The organism is Paenibacillus sp. LHD-38, assembly GCF_031157315.1.
GTDB lineage: Bacteria > Bacillota > Bacilli > Paenibacillales > Paenibacillaceae > Pristimantibacillus.
The window spans coordinates 186872-203797 of record NZ_JAVIFU010000006.1; the positions used below are offsets into that span (position 1 = coordinate 186872).

12 protein-coding genes and 1 pseudogene are annotated in these 16926 nt (G+C 50.7%); 10 read left to right on the forward strand and 3 right to left on the reverse strand.

Annotated elements, in window-relative coordinates:
• Positions 1-4 precede the first annotated feature (4 nt).
• The 3 genes from RCO25_RS07550 to RCO25_RS07560 are packed head-to-tail and all read left to right on the forward strand — an operon-like array spanning position 5 to position 4648.
• On the forward strand, positions 5-1774 hold the full coding sequence (locus tag RCO25_RS07550) for a cache domain-containing sensor histidine kinase (RefSeq protein WP_308995526.1): 1770 nt from the start codon (positions 5-7) through the stop codon (positions 1772-1774).
• 48 nt (positions 1775-1822) lie between these two features.
• Positions 1823-3370 (forward strand): response regulator transcription factor, encoded by a 1548-nt coding sequence (locus RCO25_RS07555; protein WP_308995527.1) that lies wholly within the window; start codon positions 1823-1825, stop codon positions 3368-3370.
• 24 nt (positions 3371-3394) lie between these two features.
• On the forward strand, positions 3395-4648 hold the full coding sequence (locus RCO25_RS07560; RefSeq protein ID WP_308995528.1) for an extracellular solute-binding protein: 1254 nt from the start codon (positions 3395-3397) through the stop codon (positions 4646-4648).
• Between the two features lie 72 nt (positions 4649-4720).
• On the opposite strand, the gene RCO25_RS07565 is transcribed toward RCO25_RS07560, so the two are convergent.
• Positions 4721-5734: a zinc-dependent alcohol dehydrogenase family protein gene (locus RCO25_RS07565; RefSeq protein WP_308995529.1), complete on the reverse strand. Its 1014-nt coding sequence runs from the start codon at positions 5732-5734 to the stop codon at positions 4721-4723.
• Between the two features lie 122 nt (positions 5735-5856).
• On the opposite strand from RCO25_RS07565, the gene RCO25_RS07570 reads away from it, so the two are divergent.
• Complete coding sequence (locus RCO25_RS07570) at positions 5857-6249, forward strand: winged helix-turn-helix transcriptional regulator (protein ID WP_308995530.1); 393 nt, start codon at positions 5857-5859, stop codon at positions 6247-6249.
• A gap of 72 nt (positions 6250-6321) precedes the next feature.
• On the opposite strand, the gene RCO25_RS07575 is transcribed toward RCO25_RS07570, so the two are convergent.
• Positions 6322-9666 carry a DEAD/DEAH box helicase gene (locus RCO25_RS07575; protein WP_308995531.1) on the reverse strand — a complete coding sequence of 1115 codons (3345 nt, stop codon included), beginning with the start codon at positions 9664-9666 and terminating at the stop codon, positions 6322-6324.
• A 471-nt stretch (positions 9667-10137) separates the two neighbouring features.
• On the opposite strand from RCO25_RS07575, the gene RCO25_RS07580 reads away from it, so the two are divergent.
• The 4 genes from RCO25_RS07580 to RCO25_RS07595 all read left to right on the forward strand — a co-directional run bounded on the left by RCO25_RS07580 (position 10138) and on the right by RCO25_RS07595 (position 14231).
• On the forward strand, positions 10138-12117 hold the full coding sequence (locus RCO25_RS07580; RefSeq protein ID WP_308995532.1) for a PrsW family glutamic-type intramembrane protease: 1980 nt from the start codon (positions 10138-10140) through the stop codon (positions 12115-12117).
• Position 12118: 1 nt separating this feature from the next.
• Complete coding sequence (locus RCO25_RS07585) at positions 12119-12448, forward strand: hypothetical protein (protein WP_308995533.1); 330 nt, start codon at positions 12119-12121, stop codon at positions 12446-12448.
• A 509-nt stretch (positions 12449-12957) separates the two neighbouring features.
• A complete protein-coding gene (locus RCO25_RS07590; protein WP_308995534.1) occupies positions 12958-13113 on the forward strand; it encodes a hypothetical protein in 156 nt (51 codons plus the stop codon).
• A 140-nt stretch (positions 13114-13253) separates the two neighbouring features.
• Positions 13254-14231, forward strand: coding sequence for an aldo/keto reductase (locus tag RCO25_RS07595; protein WP_308995535.1), 978 nt, complete (start codon positions 13254-13256; stop codon positions 14229-14231).
• Here RCO25_RS07595 and RCO25_RS07600 read toward each other — a convergent pair.
• Positions 14228-14392 (reverse strand): annotated as a pseudogene (locus RCO25_RS07600) (DUF2500 family protein); the annotation flags it as partial. The gene RCO25_RS07595 and the pseudogene RCO25_RS07600 sit on opposite strands and share 4 nt — an antisense overlap.
• 73 nt (positions 14393-14465) lie before the next feature.
• On the opposite strand from RCO25_RS07600, the gene map reads away from it, so the two are divergent.
• Positions 14466-15209 carry a type I methionyl aminopeptidase gene (map, locus tag RCO25_RS07605; RefSeq protein ID WP_308995536.1) on the forward strand — a complete coding sequence of 248 codons (744 nt, stop codon included), beginning with the start codon at positions 14466-14468 and terminating at the stop codon, positions 15207-15209.
• 127 nt (positions 15210-15336) lie between these two features.
• Entirely contained in the window at positions 15337-16923 is a 1587-nt protein-coding gene (locus RCO25_RS07610; RefSeq protein ID WP_308995537.1) for a spore germination protein, read from the forward strand.
• Positions 16924-16926: the final 3 nt, after the last annotated feature.

Genomic DNA, 16926 nt, shown 5'->3' on the forward strand with positions numbered 1-16926 from the left:
GCCTATGGCTCGTTTCGAAAAATGGACCAACCGTTTCGCATCAAAAATGATTTTAGCATTTCTATTGATCATCTTAATTCCGACCACTTTATCGGGGTTTTCTTTCTATTTGGAATCTTCTGCGCTTGTGAAACGGAATGTCAGAGCATCTGCCGTTCAGGTTACGAAACAAACCGCCGATGCGCTGTCTTCTATATTTAATGCCGGAAGCGATACCTCTGATTTGATATACAGCGATTTGAAGGTGCAGAAAGCGGCGATGCAGTACAGCACGAGCCCGCTTAACACACAAATTGAGATGTCGCAATCGCTCAGCACCCTGCTGAACAACGTCGTGTATTCCAGTTCGTTTGTCCGAATAGTTTATATCATTAAGAGCGGGGGAATCGGTTGGGGGAGCGGCACGTTCTCTACGCCCAAGCTTCGCAAGATTGATTTGAACCAGCAAAAATGGGTGGTCGATTCCAAAAAACAGGATGGGGGCCTCGTATGGCAAACCCTGCGCAAGGATCCTTTCAGCGGCGGCGGTGAAAATACCGATCTCGTGCTTCCGATCAGCCGGACGCTGAAAGATTTTGATTCGCTTCAGCAGATTGGACTGCTCGTCGTTAATTTAAACGGCAAGGCGATTATTAATACCATTAATCAGGTTAAGCTTGGCGAGACCGGCCGCTATATGGTCGTCAATCCGGAAGGCCAAATTATGATCGATGCGGATCTCTCGCAAATTGGCCGGGTTGTCGAGGATGCGAAGCTGCATGAGCTCATTGTGCATAACGATGCGGTTGAATTCGAATATTCCAATAATGGTATCCGTTATTATGGCGTAAAACAGCTGCTGAGCAATGGATGGCTTCTGGTTGGCACGGTGCCTACGGTCGAAATAACAGGTGTGCTGGATAAGCTTCATACGCGTATTTTGATCACCTCGGTTTGCTTCGCTTTACTCGCGGTGCTCATTGGCTTTCTTATCGCGAATCGGGTTACCAAACCGATTAAGCAGTTAACGCTGGAAATGAGGCGGGTGCAGCAGGGGGACTTATCTGTACGCACGGCATTGACCTCTTCCGATGAAATCGGGCTGATGAGCAAGCATTTTAATAAAATGCTGGATGAAATCGAACAGCTCATGGGACGGGTGGAGCAGGAGCAGAACGAGAAGCTGGAGGCCGAGGTGCGAGCGGTCACATATCGGATTCACCCGCATTTTCTCTATAATACGCTCAGTACGCTGCGGTGGCTTATTCGCGCAGGCGAGATGGAGCGGGCGGATCAAGGCCTAGCGGCGCTGACTCGGCTGCTCCAAGCCAATATGGGCAAGAACGGCCAGATGATTACGCTCGAGGAAGAGCTGGAAATTATTCAGAAATATATCGTTATCTTAGAAATGCGGTACGAGCAAAAATATGTCCTAACCATCGAGGCTCAGCCGGGTACGGACAAGGTGAAAGTTCCGAGAATGCTGCTTCAGCCGCTTGTGGAGAACGCGGTTTTCCATGGCTTTGTACCGCTTAATCGCGGAGGTGAGATTACGGTAAAGGTGACGGTGCACCAGAGTGAACTCCATATTCTGCTGCAGGATAATGGCCTCGGAATGACGGCCGAGAAGCTGGCGCAATTGAATGCCAAGGAGGGGAAGACCGGAACCGGTATTGGACTTCAGCATATCCATGATTCCTTAAGGCTTTATTTTGGAGCGGGCTCGAGCATGTCTGTAACAAGCGTAAGAGGGAGCGGAACGCAGATTCATATCGTCATACGTCTTCAAACCTGAACCCTGTCCAACTATAACTTGCTGCTCACTTCTTGAGGAGGGAATAACATGAACGACCATGTGTTGATCGTAGACGACGAGCCGATTATTCGAAATGGACTAAAAAACTTTATCGATTGGGAGAAGGTGGGACTCACCTTAGCGGGAGGCTGCGCAAATGGCGCAGAAGCCTTAGAGCTGCTGCGCTCCCGTCCGATTGACATTCTGATAACGGATATTAAAATGCCGGTGATGGATGGTTTGGAGCTTACGCGCCATGCCCTTCAGCTTAACCCGCAAATGAAGATCGTTCTAATTAGCAGCTACAATGAGTTTGAATATGTGCGCGAGGGCATGAAGAACGGGGCAGTCGATTATTTGCTCAAACCGTCGCTGGAAGCAGAGGAGCTCCTTGCCGTGTTAGCGAGATGCAAAGAAATGCTGGCGAACAGCCGAAGGCAAGCGCTGCAGAGAAAACAGTATGATCAGCAATTGACCATGATGGAACGCAGACGCTCCGAGCAGGAAATCATCCGGCTGCTCGCAGCCAGCCAGCCGGAGTTTACTTTTAATGATATTTTCGGCCGGCAAAATGAAAGGTATTTATGTGCCTTTATCGTATCGGACGGATTAAACGAATGGCAGGAGCAGTACGGGGATTTGCACATTAGTATTATGTACGAGGATATGCAGGCGATATTTTACGAGGAGTTTCAGGAGGGAAGCGCACCGATCTTATCACGAGACGGTCTCTTGCTCATCTATCCCTATGAGGAGGGCGGAGAAACGAAGCTTCAACGCTTTAAAGCTAGAATCGCTGCAGAATTGTCCATCTCCATTTCAATAGGCTACAGTATAGAGCAGGCAGCGGAGCGGGTTGAAACCGGACTGAAACGAAGCCAAGCAGCAGGGCAAAGGCGGTTTTTTGAAGGCACAGATAAGCTGTTTCCGTGGGATCAGCGCTCAAATTTGCATGATGGCGAGCCAGTATACGAGGAACAGAACATGCATGCCATGGTCGAATGGATACGAGCCGAGAACAGCACGAAGAAAGTCATCGATTCCTTTGTCTCGAAATGGTCGAAGGGCAGTATGAAACCCGAGCAGGTAAGGAGAGAGGCATATGAGCTGCTCTCTGCGCATGCGTATTTGAACGGAGATTCCAAAACGCTGTCGGATTACCGGGATCACATTTGGCGCTGCGATACGGTCGTTCAGCTTGAGGCGGCTTTACGTCATTTCTTTGAGGAGATGGAGCATCCTAATCAGCTTCGCCTGCAAGACAAGGGGCATGGCGGACAATTAATTACGAAAGCTATTTCGTACATTAAGCTTCATTTCCGTGAAGAGCTTACGCTGCAGGAAGTAGCGGACACCATTCATGTGAGCAAGAGTTATTTATCGAATTTATTCAAAAAACAGTCGGGCCAAAATTTTATTGATTATTTGATCGATTTGAGGCTGCATGAGGCCAAACGGATGCTGGTTCAGCATGAATATAAAATTTACGAGGTTGCGGAAAAATCGGGCTTTAACGACGTGAAATATTTTAGCAAGCTGTTCAAGAAAATGACGCAAATGACACCGGTCGAGTACCGGGAGAAGCATCAGCAATAGTTGACGGGGGAGGAGTGTATACTTGTGAAAAAGCTGCTGATGATCATAGGCTTGCTTCTCATCGCCACGGGCTGCGGACAGCAGTCCATTTTAACGAAAGACAGCAAGGTTGAGAAGATGAGCAATCCGGATGATTATGAGATCGAATTCTGGCATACGTACAGCGATGAGGAGACTCGGATTTTGGAAGATACCCTCATTCCGGCTTTTGAAGAAGCGTATCCCCATATTCATGTCGTCCCTGTTCGGCAAAGCAATAATGCGGAGCTGAAGTATACACTTATTTCCAAGTCATCCGCGAACAAAGCGCCTGATGTGGTCCGGATGGATATCGTATGGGTGCCGGAGTTTTCCCAGAGCGGGCTTTTGCTTCCTCTGAGCGATTACGAGGATTTCGATAAGGCCACGCAAAGGCTGCAGAGCAATACGGGCTCGGCAGGTTATTACGCGGGTGCCTATTATTCGCTGCCCGTGAATATGAACACGAAGGTTGCTATCTTTAGCCGCGCGCTGCTGAAGCAGGCCGGTTTATCGGAGCCGCCTGCCACCTTTCAGGAGGTCATTGCGCTTGCGAGGGAGCATCGCTTCAAGATTGGAATGGGCGGGCTGGAGTCTTGGGAAAGCCTGCCTTACATCTATGCGCTTGGCGGGCGCATGACGGATGAGGCGTATACGAGAGCTTCGGGTTATCTAGACGGCGAAGGGACAGTCAAAGCGGTAGAGCAGCTGTTTATGCTTTACAAGGAGCATCTGATCGACCGGACCTTGATTAACGGCGGCGCTGACAACTGGGAAGGCGTGAAATCCGGCAAAATTCTGGTGATGGACGACGGGCCTTGGTTTTACAGCGTCTTTCGAGGCAAGGAGCTAGAGAGAGCCATAAACACGACATGGGCGGTTCCTTTTCCGACTACTTATGGACCTGCATCGATCATGGGCGGAGAACATCTTGTCAGCATGAAGGGCTCCAAGCATCCGCTGCAGGCATGGACCTTCATGAAGTGGATGATCAATACAGAGTCGCAGGTGGCCATGTCGCAGACGGGCTTGATTCCGACTAATTTGGAAGCGAAGGAAATTAAGGTGCAGGGCGAGTCGTTTATTCATCCGTTTGCCGATGCGCTCGATCATACGTTCCTGCGCCCGCCAGTGAAAAACTACAGCCGAATCGATGCCATCTATGTTTCGTATATGATCAAAATTTTTCAAGAGGAGCTGTCCGTGCAAGAGGGCTTAACGGCAGCAGCCGCGCAGATTGATCATCTATTGAAGCCATAAATGCGTTTGTCCAGATGAAAAAAAAGCTGGCGACAGCCGCCAGCTTTTTTTTTGCTGCTAATGCCTTACGCGTTAAAACGTAATGCACACCTTTCCGAAATGCGCCCCCTTGGATAAGTAACGCAGCGCATCAACGGATTGTTCAAACGGGAATACGCGGTCAATGACCGGGTGCAGCGCATTTTGCGCTATGGCGCGGTTCATGGACTCGAACATGTCCCGGCTGCCCACATTAATGGCTTGCAGCCGCGCCTTTCGGAGAATGGCGGCAATAATATCGAAGTTCTCTACGCTGGCTCCCGACAAGATGCCAATGATACTAATTTGTCCGCCTACCCGAAGAGCCTGGAGCGATCGGTTCAGCGTAGCCGCTCCGCCGAGGTCGACAACCAGATCGGCGCCTCGGCCATGGGTAAGCTCAAGCGCCACTTTATCCCATTCCGGTGTCTTTTTGTAATTGATGACCTGATCGGCTCCCAGCGCTTTCGCGCGCTCAAGCTTATCGTCGCTGCTCGATGTTAAAATGACGTTAGCCCCGTGAAGCTTAGCGAATTGGAGGGCGAATAGGGAGACGCCGCCTGTACCTTGCACGAGCACCGTGTCGCCGGATTTGACTTTGCCTTCCTCTACGACGGCATGCCATGCCGTAACTCCGGCACAAGCAAGCGCGGCAGCTTCCTCATCGCTCAAATGATCAGGCACGTGAACCAGTCCCTGCTCGGGTAAGACGACATATTCAGCGAGAAGTCCATCCAGCGGATTGCCCAGCGTGCTTACCCAGCCTTCTTGCGTAGGTTCGCCGGAAATCCAGCTCTGCGTAAAGATGCCGCTCACCCGCTGACCCAGCTTGAAACGGGTCACGTTTTCCCCTAAACCGATCACCTCGCCAACCCCGTCGGATACGGGGATGAAAGGAAGCTTCAGATGGGGATTATAAAAGCCGTCAATAACTCCCAGGTCACGGGAGTTGAGTGAAACGGCACGCATTTTGATCAGCAGCTCGCCTGTGCCGGGAACCGGAATTTGCCTCTCCAATGGTCTTACATGATCCAATCCGAAACCGTTTTGTATTGCATATACTTTCATGGTCATCTCTCCTTTTAGTTGGTGTAGACATACATTAATGCATATACTAATATTTAGTAAGTAGGCACTTTATTGTTCGTTATGAACCTTTAGGTGCGTAAGGAGGAGGAGTGGGGATAGGTATGACCGATGACATTGAAAAGAAGCCAGCCGATATATCAATTGCCGAATGCAGCTACCGCAGGGTGCTTGAAATCATTTCGAGCAAATGGTCTGCGTTAGTCCTCTATGCCTTAGAGGACGGCAGCCTGCGGTACGGAGAAGTAAGGAGACGAATTGAGGGCATATCGCAAAAAATGCTGACCCAAACGTTGCGGCAGCTGGAGCGGGACGGCTTGGTCAGACGCGAAGTTACGCCGTCTGTACCTCCTGTAGTTGATTATTCGTTAACCCCGCTTGGTGAGACGCTCATCCAAACGATGCGGCATTTAAAGCTGTGGACGGCCGAATATTTTCCGCTAGTCGAGAAGGCTAGACAGGAATATGACCAAAAGAGCGGCGAGGATGTCATATAGCGCGCACATAAAAAAGCGGGAATCGATTCGATTCCCGCTTTGCTTATTGCTTACTCTGTACCTTGTATCGAGCTATTGAATCATTAGAATCTCGCGAATGTCTTGCTCGCTGAGGGAAGACAGTTCCTCTTGGCCAGGCTGGATGACCTCATCGATGAGATTTTTCTTTTTTTGCTGGAGCTCGTACATTTTATCCTCAACCGTTCCTTGCGTAACGAGACGGATGACCTGCACAACGTTTTTCTGGCCAATCCGGTGAGCGCGGTCCGCGGCTTGCTGCTCAACCGCAGGGTTCCACCATAAGTCATAAAGTATAACCGTATCGGCGCCCGTCAGGTTTAGCCCCGTACCGCCGGCCTTTAAGGAGAGCAGAAAAAGCTCGCGCTCGCCGTCATTGAATCGGTTGCAGAGCTCGACGCGCTCGGAGGCCTTCGTTTGCCCATCCAAATAGAAGTAGCTGATGCCCCGGTAACCAAGCTCGCGGCCGATTAAACCGAGCATTTCGGTAAACTGGGAAAAAATAAGCAGACGCTTGCCAGCGCTCTGGCATTCCTCGATAATCTCGAGGAGCTGCTCGAATTTGGCGGAGCTGCCCTTATAGTCCTCGACAAAGAGCACGGGATGGCAGCAGAGCTGGCGAAGCCTTGTAATGCCTGCCAAAATCCTGATCCGATTTTGATGGAAGCTTTCCTCGTTCAAATGCTTCACCGTTTCCTGCTGCAGCTTCGCCAAGAAGCCGACATACAGCTGCTTCTGCTCCGGCAGCAGCTCGGATGCCTGTATCGATTCGATTTTCTCTGGCAGCTCTTGCAGTACGTCGCTTTTCAGCCTGCGCAGCAGGAAGGGGCGGACACGCTTCGCGACAGTCTCCCGGGTAAGCTCGTTAAACGCTTGCCTGCTCGGGAATAACTCGGGAAATACGGCGCCAAATATCGACCAAAGCTCTTCCAGCTTATTTTCGACGGGCGTTCCAGTCAAAGCAAAGCGATATCCTGCTTCGAGAGACTTGACCGCTTGCGCGGTCTGGGTCGTATGATTTTTGAAATACTGCGCTTCGTCCATAATCAGCGTATGGAAGCTTTGCTTCGCATACTGCGTGATATCCCTTCGAAGCAAAGGGTAGGAGGTGATGATGACATCCGCCTCCAAGCCGCCCGCCAGCACGCCGCTGCGTTCCGCTTTGGTTCCGTCCGCAATTACGGCGCGAATTTCGGGAGCGAATTTTTTGATCTCGTTCAACCAGTTGTAGACGAGAGAAGCGGGAGAAACGATCAAAGCGGGCTGATCACGCTTTCGGATCTCGGGCAGAACAGAGACGATAAAAGCGATTGCCTGTACCGTTTTTCCAAGTCCCATATCGTCTGCGAGAATCCCGCCAAAATGATAATGCGCGAGTGTCTTCATCCATTGATAGCCGTATATCTGATAATCGCGAAGCACGGGGGCAAGGCTGCCAGGAAGCGAGAATTCCAGATTATCCGGGTTTCGCATATTTTCCAGCAGCCGCCGGAATGATTTGCCCAGCTTTATTGCTTTACTGTTCTCGCTCGAATCGATGAGATGCAGGCCGCGAACGGCAGGCACGCGGAATTCTGCGCCTTGGATATCACCTTTGCGAAGCCCTACATCATTTAAGAAGCGAATAATTTCCTGAAATTCGGCGCCTTCAAGCGGTAATAACGAGCCGTCCGGCAGACGGTGATATTTGCGCTTTACCTCCAGGGACTTTAAGAGATTGCGGATTTCAGATTCCGGAATACCGTCCATCGCGAATTTGAATTCAAGCCAATCGGTTCGCTCATCCACATTAACCGTCACGGTAGGAGGAGCGTGCTTGGTCACGATCCGTACCTTCACAGCGGAGGTAGCGTATACGGTCAGCAGCTTCTCGAGCAGCGGGATGACGTTGTGAAGAAATTCAAATTCGGTATCCTCGTCGTCCAGAAAATAACCAGCTTCAGTCTTCGCGAAGGGTACCAGCTCCATCAGCTCCAATATTTGACGCTCCTGTTCCCCGTCGCGCATCAGGATCCGGTCGGTGCCGCGGCTCTTATCGCTGCCTTCTAACGGATTAATTATGATATCGCCGTATTGGAATTCAAGACCGGCAACCAGCCGGTCTCTGATCCGATCCAGATAAAGCTTTGCTTTAAGCTGCGTATGCAGGACGCGGTCGGAGATGGTTTCCGCGATCCGTACGCTCCCAAGCTTCATTAAGCCGGGTATGACCCTCTCCATGAAAGGCTCCATTTGCTCAGGCGCAATTTGGATTTTGGGCTTGCGCGAGGTGTCCATCAGCTGCTTGAGCTCTGCAAGCCGTTTGCAGGAATCCGGTTTCAGCTGAAGCAGCTTGCCTTCTGTTATGACAAGCTCATACTCCTCCATTAAGGTCATCTGCTCGAGGCCTTGAATCTCCAATTGAAACCCTTCACCCGCCGCTTGATCGAACGCAAAGTGAAGCGGAATCGCTTCATCGCTTACCGTTATCCCATGAAAATTTTGATTGCCAATATGCAGCTGGACCGTTGGAGCGGCCATCAGCAGGGGGAGCAGCTCCCCCCAAGAAAATGGAGGAATAAGCAGCAGCCGTTCGCCGCCAGCAGGCGTTTCTGCTTGGTAGAACCGATTTGAGGATTGGCGAAACAGCATTTCATGACGATAGATTTGATAGAGCTGCCGAATAACGGCATCGGTCTCGAGTTGGAAGCTGTGAATGCTCGGGTCATACGTAAAATGCTTCGAAAAAACGTACGGCTCCCGGCGCTCCGCCTTCTCCAGAAACTCCCGGATTCGCTGAACGATATATAACCGCTTAGGCCCGATCCTCAGCTCGATGCCAAACATATACTTCCGGTAGCCGTAAGGGTGCAGCTTGCACGAAATCTCTACTTCAAGGGGAGTACGTGTGTCAAAAAGCGAACTTCTGCCGCTCGAGCGGGCAGGCCTGCCTCCGAATAGACCCAGCATGCTGGCGGCTAGACGAGTATCGGCTGCTTCGAGCCCTGCGGAATTAGCAAAGCGCGGTTGAAGCTGCAAGGAATCGGATTCCTCCGCGTCTTCGTCATCCTCGTAGGGCCTATCCTCCGGATGCAAGAGGGAGGGGTAGACGCGAGCGGGCTTGTCGCCTTGCTCCTGAGCATCAAGGATTTGGAGAAGCGCAGCAGCCACATGCATGCAATATTTATCGTAGCTGCTGAAAGCGAGGCAGGTGCATGCCGCTTCGACGTCTCCGTTACGGTCTACTTCAATGGTAACCTCATAGCGTTTATTGCCGTGTATGATAGCCGAATAGCTGCCCGCCTGCGGAGTGGAGCTTGTTAACGTTACATTTCCATCTCTATTGAATGCTTCCCCTCGCTCATAGAAGGAGTCGCCGCAAAGTAATTTAATGATTCGCCGGGACAAGTGAGTACTCATTACCTAATTCCTTTCCGCAAACGGAAACGTTTGTTCCGATTTTATAAGTTAGTCCTATCATATCAGAATTAATGGGCGAGGTCATAATCGAAAGCACATAAGCTGTATGTAACAGCCTTTTTTCTCCAGGTCATGGTCCCGATGACTTTTGGGGCAGTCCCTTTTACATTCATAGTTCGACTTGGGTAGGGATAAAGTCCAATTTTTGTTCAATCTATCCATTTTTATGTGTCTATGACAGAATTATCGGGTATGATTTGGGAAGTCGGAAAGCTGGTTTAAGGAGGGAACAATACGAATAAGATATGGCGGATCCGAAGTGAGGTCAGAGACTACGCTGAAGCAGCGTACCACTTTGTAAGGGAAGTACCCAAGCGCTATCCGTGGCTCAAAACCATTTACACGATATGGTGCTGGCTCTCGCTGCTGCTGTTTATTGTAGGCCTGTTCCTGTACCGGGATTCGAGAACGATGCTGGTGCAGTATTTGTGGTCGTTCTATGTGATGCTGCAGTTCTGGCTGTTATGCCGGAGTAAGACATTTACCTGGAAGCAGACCGCGATATTCATGCTGCTCGGCATCGTCCTCGTGATCCCGATTACGGCAGGGACTCTTATGGCGGTACACGGCTTGTTTGGCGGACGGACATCAGATACCTGGTCGATCGCGGTACTCACTCCGATCGTGGAGGAGGTGTGGAAGCTGCTTCCACTAGGGCTGTATCTGCTCTTCTCGCGCCGGGCATCGGCGATGAGCCTAGCTGACTATACGCTGGCGGGAGCAGCCGCAGGAGTCGGCTTCCAGCTCATGGAGGAGCTGAGCCGCAGGTGGCTGAACTCCGGTTTGATCGGGCGGACTTTCGGTTACAGCACGACGATGCTGGGAGGAGAGACGATCCACTGGGATTTCTGGACTTTATTTCCCGGGCGGTTCGAAGAGAGTTTTTTTCCTACCCTCATGACGGTCAGCCATCCCGTACACACGGCGTTGATCGCTTTGGGACTGGGGATGGCCGTACGCGGCCGCAGGAGGCTGACGAATGCTATCTTCGCCCTGCCTGCCCTGCTGCTGGCTTGGTCAATCCTGGACCATGCCGCTTATAACGGACAGAACTCTCTGCCGGACTGGATCATGAAGTTCCACGAATGGACCGGGAGCGGCTATCAGACGAAGAGTATCTTTCTCTGGATGTTAGTCGCGGGGCTCATCTTGGATTATATCGCACTTAACCGGGTAAGGAGCCAGCTCCCGAGGATGGGGGGCGAGCGGTTTATTGACCCGATCACGGAACTGAGGCATATGATGGCAGCTTTTCTGCAGAAGAGGGAGAGGTTCACAAGCGTAATGGCCTGGACGAGAGAGCGCCGGGAGATGGGTTTCTCTTTGCTGTACGGCAATGCCGAAGCGGCTTCTGTGCAGGATGATCTGAACGGCCGGATGAATTTGCATTACCGGCTGGCAGCTGGACTGATTGCGCTGCTGGTCGGGGCAGGTCTGCTTGCAGGATGCGCGGCGTATTGGCATTCTGCCGTTCATCCTGCCGACACCGCCTGCTTCTCCTGCATGTTCGACTCGCTCCAAAATTGGTGGGACCGTCTTAGCTTCGGGGAAAAGGGAGCAATCGTGCTCGGGGCGTTCGCACTCTCCCTGTTGTTCGTCGGCTTCTGGCCGGCGCTTGGAATCGCATTGACTGCGGCGAGCATTCCGGGCAGCGGACACGAGATCGCACAGAACATCCGGGATCCCAAGCGGCTGCTCACGCCTGAGAATGCCATCGCGGCTTTACTGGCTCTTGCGCTCAGCCGCGTACCGTTTGGGCGTTTGGCAGACCGGTTAGTCAAGAAAGGCGGAGACCGGCTTCAAGATTGGCTGGATAAGCTGCTCAAACGCCGGACCAAGCCGGATCCAGACGTACCCGATAAACCGGATCCAGTGGGTCCCCGCAAGCCGGATGGGGAGGAGCCCGGCAAGAAACCCGATGCCGAAGAGCAGGCCCCACCGAAGGAATCAGACGATTATGTACACTGGAGTCATGCGAAGTACAAAGGCGTAGAGCTTTACGACAGCCGTAATGGAGCACTTGGAGAGTTCGACGGTATCGATATCGAGAACGGTATTTTCTATGAAGCCAAGTCAGCTGAAGGATTGGATCGCATACATCCCAAAACCGGTAAGCCGCAGCAGACGCCGCAGCAGTTTACGGATAAACAGCTCTATCAGAAAACAAGGACGCGGATCAACAATCTGATGGAAAAGGCGGTGGGAACGCGGACGACGCCGGATGGAACAACGGAAATTCCGACCCTGGATGAGATCAAAGGGATTCGCGACTTCGAGTTCCAGCTGGATGGAGACTCGCCGGCGCTGCGCGCCGCGGCAGAGAATAGTCTAAACCGTCTGCGTCAGGAATTCCCGGATTATACATTTAAAATTCGATTTGGAGTGAAGTAAGATGTCGATTAGTGCCATTATCATAGATCCCGAAGATGAGTTCGAACGCTCATTCATGCTGCCGATCGCGACAGAGGCTTTCTATAAAAAGTATTGGGAGCCGGCGGTTGAGGAGCTGGGTCTCCAGTGGGCCGCTTTATTCCAAGGCGGTACGGATGTGGAGAAAGAGGATGCACCCGAAGTTCTGGAAGAGATTGCGAAATTGAAGGACTGGGTACGCGCCAACATGAGCGGTGACAATCAGGAGCATATGCTGCACAGGCTGGAGCTGCTGGAGAGCAAGCTGCCGAGCGCGTATCGGCGCGGGGGCGCGGTCGTTTATATCGGTTGACGCGGCACAAAGCGGCAGTCTAGGACTTTTTTCTCGTCCAAGGCTGCCGCTTTTATTACATAACAAGCGAGCGATAAATGGTTTACGGAGAGTGCTTGTCCAGTCGATTTATTATGGATGTGACATGATGGGGGGATGGTGTGGGCCTTTTCATCAGGTTTAGTTCGGGGCTGTAGCGATGTGAGGAGTAGGAGCTCTCTTTGGAGAAGTCGTTTGAAATAACGGTAAAATGTGGCGCTAATTTCATGAATAATCATAATTTTACCTATTTATCGGTAAAAAACGGCGTTATATCGGGCTGTGAGCTTGTTAATGCAAGTTAACGCGAGAAAATAGCTCCAAAAATTACTGTTAATTGGTTGGTGAGCCCGAAATCAACGAGATTAACGCCATATTTTACCGCTATTTGGTTAGTAAGTTCGAAACAGGATGATTAACGCCATGTTCTACCGCTGTTGTTTATCGGAATGTGAAATAGCAGCTGCATAAAAGAATAGAATAATAAGCGCTTGGAAGAAACGAAGGAGCGGTTTGGTGCTGATGGAGGGTTTTTGAACGGATGGAGCGGTTTGGTACTGGTGGAGCGGTATGGAGCTGGAGGAGCGACAGCGTTCGCCTTTGTCTCCCTATTTCTGCCGCAGGCAGCGGTATATTCAAAGAAATAGGGAGACAAGAACAGCGACTGGTAGTCCAAACCCTCTTCGTAGTGATGGCATTCGTTATATGCTACATTTTTAAGTTCGAATTCTACTGCTATAATATAGCTAATAAACATGATCATGATAGAAAGAAGGAGCTGAATGATATGCAATATCGCCGCCTTGGCAATAGCGGCCTCAAAGTGTCCGCGCTCGGTTTAGGCACCAATGCTTTCGGTAAAAGAGCCGATTATGAGGCTTCGAAGAAAATCATCGATTACGCGATAGATAGCGGAATTAACTTTATGGATACGGCTAATATTTATGCCGGGACGGAATCGGAGAAAATCATTGGACAGGCTTTGCAGGGGAAGCGCCAAAATGTTGTGTTAGCGACTAAGGCGGGATTAGTGCGTGGAGCAGGAGTGAACGAGCGGGGCTCATCCCGGTTTCATTTGCAGACGGAGCTGGAAAACAGTCTGAAGCGATTAAAAACCGACTATGTTGATCTTTATCAGATTCATACGTTTGATCCGGAAACGCCGCTGGAGGAAACGCTACGGACGCTTGAGGACATGGTGCGTTCAGGCAAGGTGCGCTATATAGGCGCTTCGAATTATTTTGCATGGGAGCTTATGAAGTCGCTTGGCATCAGTGATCGGTTAGGGCTAAACCGGTTCGTATCGACCCAAGTCAGCTATTCTTTGGCGGATCGGACGCCGGAGCAGGAGCTTATCCCGATGTGTTTGGATCAAGGCGTGGGCATCATCCCTTATTTCCCGCTGGCAGGTGGTATCTTGTCGGGGAAATACAGGTCAGCGGATTTGGCGCCGCAGGGCTCGCGCGCGCAGACCGATCCCAATTTCAAGAGATTTATTAATAGTCAAACGATTGCGTTAGGGGAAAAGGTAACCGATCTTGCGAGCCAGTTCGATACGACGCCAAGTGTGTTGTCGCTGTCTTGGCTGATCCAGCAGCCTGTCGTATCCACGGTGATCGTTGGCGCGACAAAGATGGAGCAGCTTGAAGAAAATCTGAAAAGCGTATCCCTCGAGCTTAACGCTGAAACCAAAAAGGAGCTGGACCTCATCAGCAGCCCCTATCGGTACGGAGAACCTTTCGCTTTATACCGACTGCCCGTTTAAGCACCCGTATTTCGCTCAAAAGCAACGATCCATTCGCCTTGGACAACAGCGAAGCCGGTATCGCCCTCTACGACCAAGCCGTATAAGTTTTTAACGTCGACATACTCCTTGCGCTCGCCGTTATCGAACTCAAGCGTGACGTAATAATAAGTGCGGGATGAAAAGTAGTTAAGTTTACTATTTATATGAATGAGCGGCTAGTGCTAAATGTAGATGCATGGAGGAGGCTGACAAATGACAGTGGGTTCAAAGAAGGACATAGACGGTCTGAAAGAGATTGGACGGATCGTCGCTTTGACGATGAATGAAATGAAGAGGCAAACAAAGGCGGGCATGACGACAAAGGAGCTTGACGAGCTAGGGGGACGTATATTGTCGAGCCATGGAGCGTTTTCTGCGCCTCATATCGCTTTTCAATTCCCTGGACATACATGCATCAGTGTCAATGACGAGGTTGCCCACGGCATTCCCGGCAATCGGGTATTAAAGCCTGGTGATTTAATCAATATCGATGTGTGCGCAGAAAAAGACGGCTTCGTAGCCGATACGGGCCACTCCTTTCAAATCGCTCCTTACAACGAGACCGTAACCCGGCTGTGCCGTTATACGCACTATACGATGATGAAGGTTATTTCCTCTTTGAAGCATGGCGTGAAAGTCAACGAGATCGGTAGGATCATTCAGAGCGAAGCGGAGCGGGGCGGATATAAGGTCATCAATGATTTATGCAGCCACGGCGTAGGCAGATCCGTTCATGAATGGCCGCAAATACCGCCAACGTATAATAAGCATGATAAACGTACGCTGAAGGAAGGCCTGGTTATTACGATTGAGCCGTTTCTCTCCATGGGCGCGGATTACGTTGTCGAGCAGCAGGATGGCTGGACGCTGCGCACGCCGGACAGAAGCTTCGCAGCTCAGCATGAGCATACGATTATTATAACGAAGGATAAGCCGATTATTTTGACGGTGGCTTAGGCACTTACTTATGTTTAGATGGGCCGAGAGGCGGCAGGAACAACGAACCTGCTGATTCTCGGCTCTTTTTGTATAGTGCAACGCTGGTGGGGAATAATGGAACCAACTGAAACAAGGTGGTTTCTTCATGTCGAACAGTACTTCAGGAGTAACGCAATCCGGAACATCCAGTTCAAGCGGAACAATGGCGATGAACAGTAATAATACGACTAACACGCCGGAAAAAGTCATTTCCGAACAGCTGCAGGAAAATCTTGATTATTTAGAAAAAACTTTTTCTAATAGCACGGATATTATTTTCAGGCATTGGAACTACGGTCCTGATCTGAAATATGCCGCATGTTCGGTATATTATGAATCGCTCGTTCAGGAAGATACCGTTAATTACATGAAAATTTCGCTGCAGGACCTAGCCACGCATGAGATTGGTCCAGGCATGGATGTTACGCCGCAGGATATCCGTACATTTTTTGAGCATGATGGCGTATCATCGAAAAAAGCAGTCGTTCTTAATGATTTGGAGCTGGTCGTTGAGGAGATCTCGAACGGCCGTCTCCTCATTTTGTTTGATCAATGGGATAAAGGGTTGGGCTTTAAAGCGGAATCCGTTGAGACGAGACAAGTCAATGAGTCAGTAAATGAATCCGTCGTACAGGGTCCAAGGGAAAGTACGGTAGAAAATTTACAGAAAAACCTAGGATTGCTGCGTCTGCGTCTAAAAACGCCAAAATTCAAATTGGAAAGAATTACTTCGGGCGGAGATACCAAAACGACAGTCGTCTATGGCTATATTGAAGATGCCGTCGATGCCGAAGTGCTGGCGGAGTTCAAAAAAAGGATCGAGCAAATCAAGGAGCTTGAAATATTGGAAACCTCCTATATCGAGCAGCTGATTGAAGACTCTACTTATTCGCCATTTCCGCAGCACCGCTACACGGAGAGGACCGATATGGCAGTAGCCGGTCTGCTCGCTGGAAAAATTGCGGTGCTCAGCCAAGGCACGGGAGGCATTTTGTTATGCCCGGGCCTATTTACCGAATTTTTTCAATCCAGCGAGGATTATTACCAGCGCACGCTCATTGCAACTTTGGTGCGCTGGCTTCGAATCGTGGCCTTCCTTATTGCCTTGACCCTGCCAAGCATCTATATTGCGCTTTCGACCTTTCATCCGGAGCTGATCCCTACGGTTTTGCTTCTGGCGGTTCTTAACGCACGTGAGGGCATACCTTTGCCTGCATTTTTTGAGGCGCTGCTCATGGAGTTTTTTTTCGAGCTGATGCGCGAGGCGGGCGTGAGGCTGCCTAAGCCGGTAGGTTCCGCCGTTAGTATCGTAGGTGCTCTTGTTATTGGGGATGCTGCGATTAGCGCAGGGATCGCTTCGCCGATTATGGTTGTCGTTGTGGCATTAACGGGCATTGCCTCCTTTGCAATTCCGCAATATAACATTGCGATCGCATTGCGAATTATGAGGTTTCCGCTCATGATAAGCGCGGCTCTCATGGGCGGGTTCGGCATGATGATTTGTTTATTGTTCCTTCTGCTCCATGTTTGCAAGCTGCGCTCGCTTGGGCAGCCTTACATGGCTCCGCTGGCGCCGTTCCGGTTAAAGGAGCTGAGGGATGTCATCATGAGAGCGCCGCTCAAGACGCTGCTTCGTAATCCTCGAAATCATCTTAAGCACAAACCGCTTTTTAACCAAAAGAATGAGGATTGAGGA

What these genes read in the sequence shown, in the direction of transcription:
- RCO25_RS07550 (WP_308995526.1), top strand. Translation starts at nt 5, where the DNA reads ATGGCTCGTTTCGAAAAATGGACCAACCGTTTCGCATCAAAAATGATT.
- RCO25_RS07555 (WP_308995527.1), top strand. Translation starts at nt 1,823, where the DNA reads ATGAACGACCATGTGTTGATCGTAGACGACGAGCCGATTATTCGAAAT.
- RCO25_RS07565 (WP_308995529.1), bottom strand. Translation starts at nt 5,734, where the DNA reads ATGAAAGTATATGCAATACAAAACGGTTTCGGATTGGATCATGTAAGA.
- RCO25_RS07570 (WP_308995530.1), top strand. Translation starts at nt 5,857, where the DNA reads ATGACCGATGACATTGAAAAGAAGCCAGCCGATATATCAATTGCCGAA.
- RCO25_RS07575 (WP_308995531.1), bottom strand. Translation starts at nt 9,666, where the DNA reads ATGAGTACTCACTTGTCCCGGCGAATCATTAAATTACTTTGCGGCGAC.
- RCO25_RS07580 (WP_308995532.1), top strand. Translation starts at nt 10,138, where the DNA reads ATGCTGGTGCAGTATTTGTGGTCGTTCTATGTGATGCTGCAGTTCTGG.
- RCO25_RS07585 (WP_308995533.1), top strand. Translation starts at nt 12,119, where the DNA reads ATGTCGATTAGTGCCATTATCATAGATCCCGAAGATGAGTTCGAACGC.
- RCO25_RS07595 (WP_308995535.1), top strand. Translation starts at nt 13,254, where the DNA reads ATGCAATATCGCCGCCTTGGCAATAGCGGCCTCAAAGTGTCCGCGCTC.
- map (WP_308995536.1), top strand. Translation starts at nt 14,466, where the DNA reads ATGACAGTGGGTTCAAAGAAGGACATAGACGGTCTGAAAGAGATTGGA.
- RCO25_RS07610 (WP_308995537.1), top strand. Translation starts at nt 15,337, where the DNA reads ATGTCGAACAGTACTTCAGGAGTAACGCAATCCGGAACATCCAGTTCA.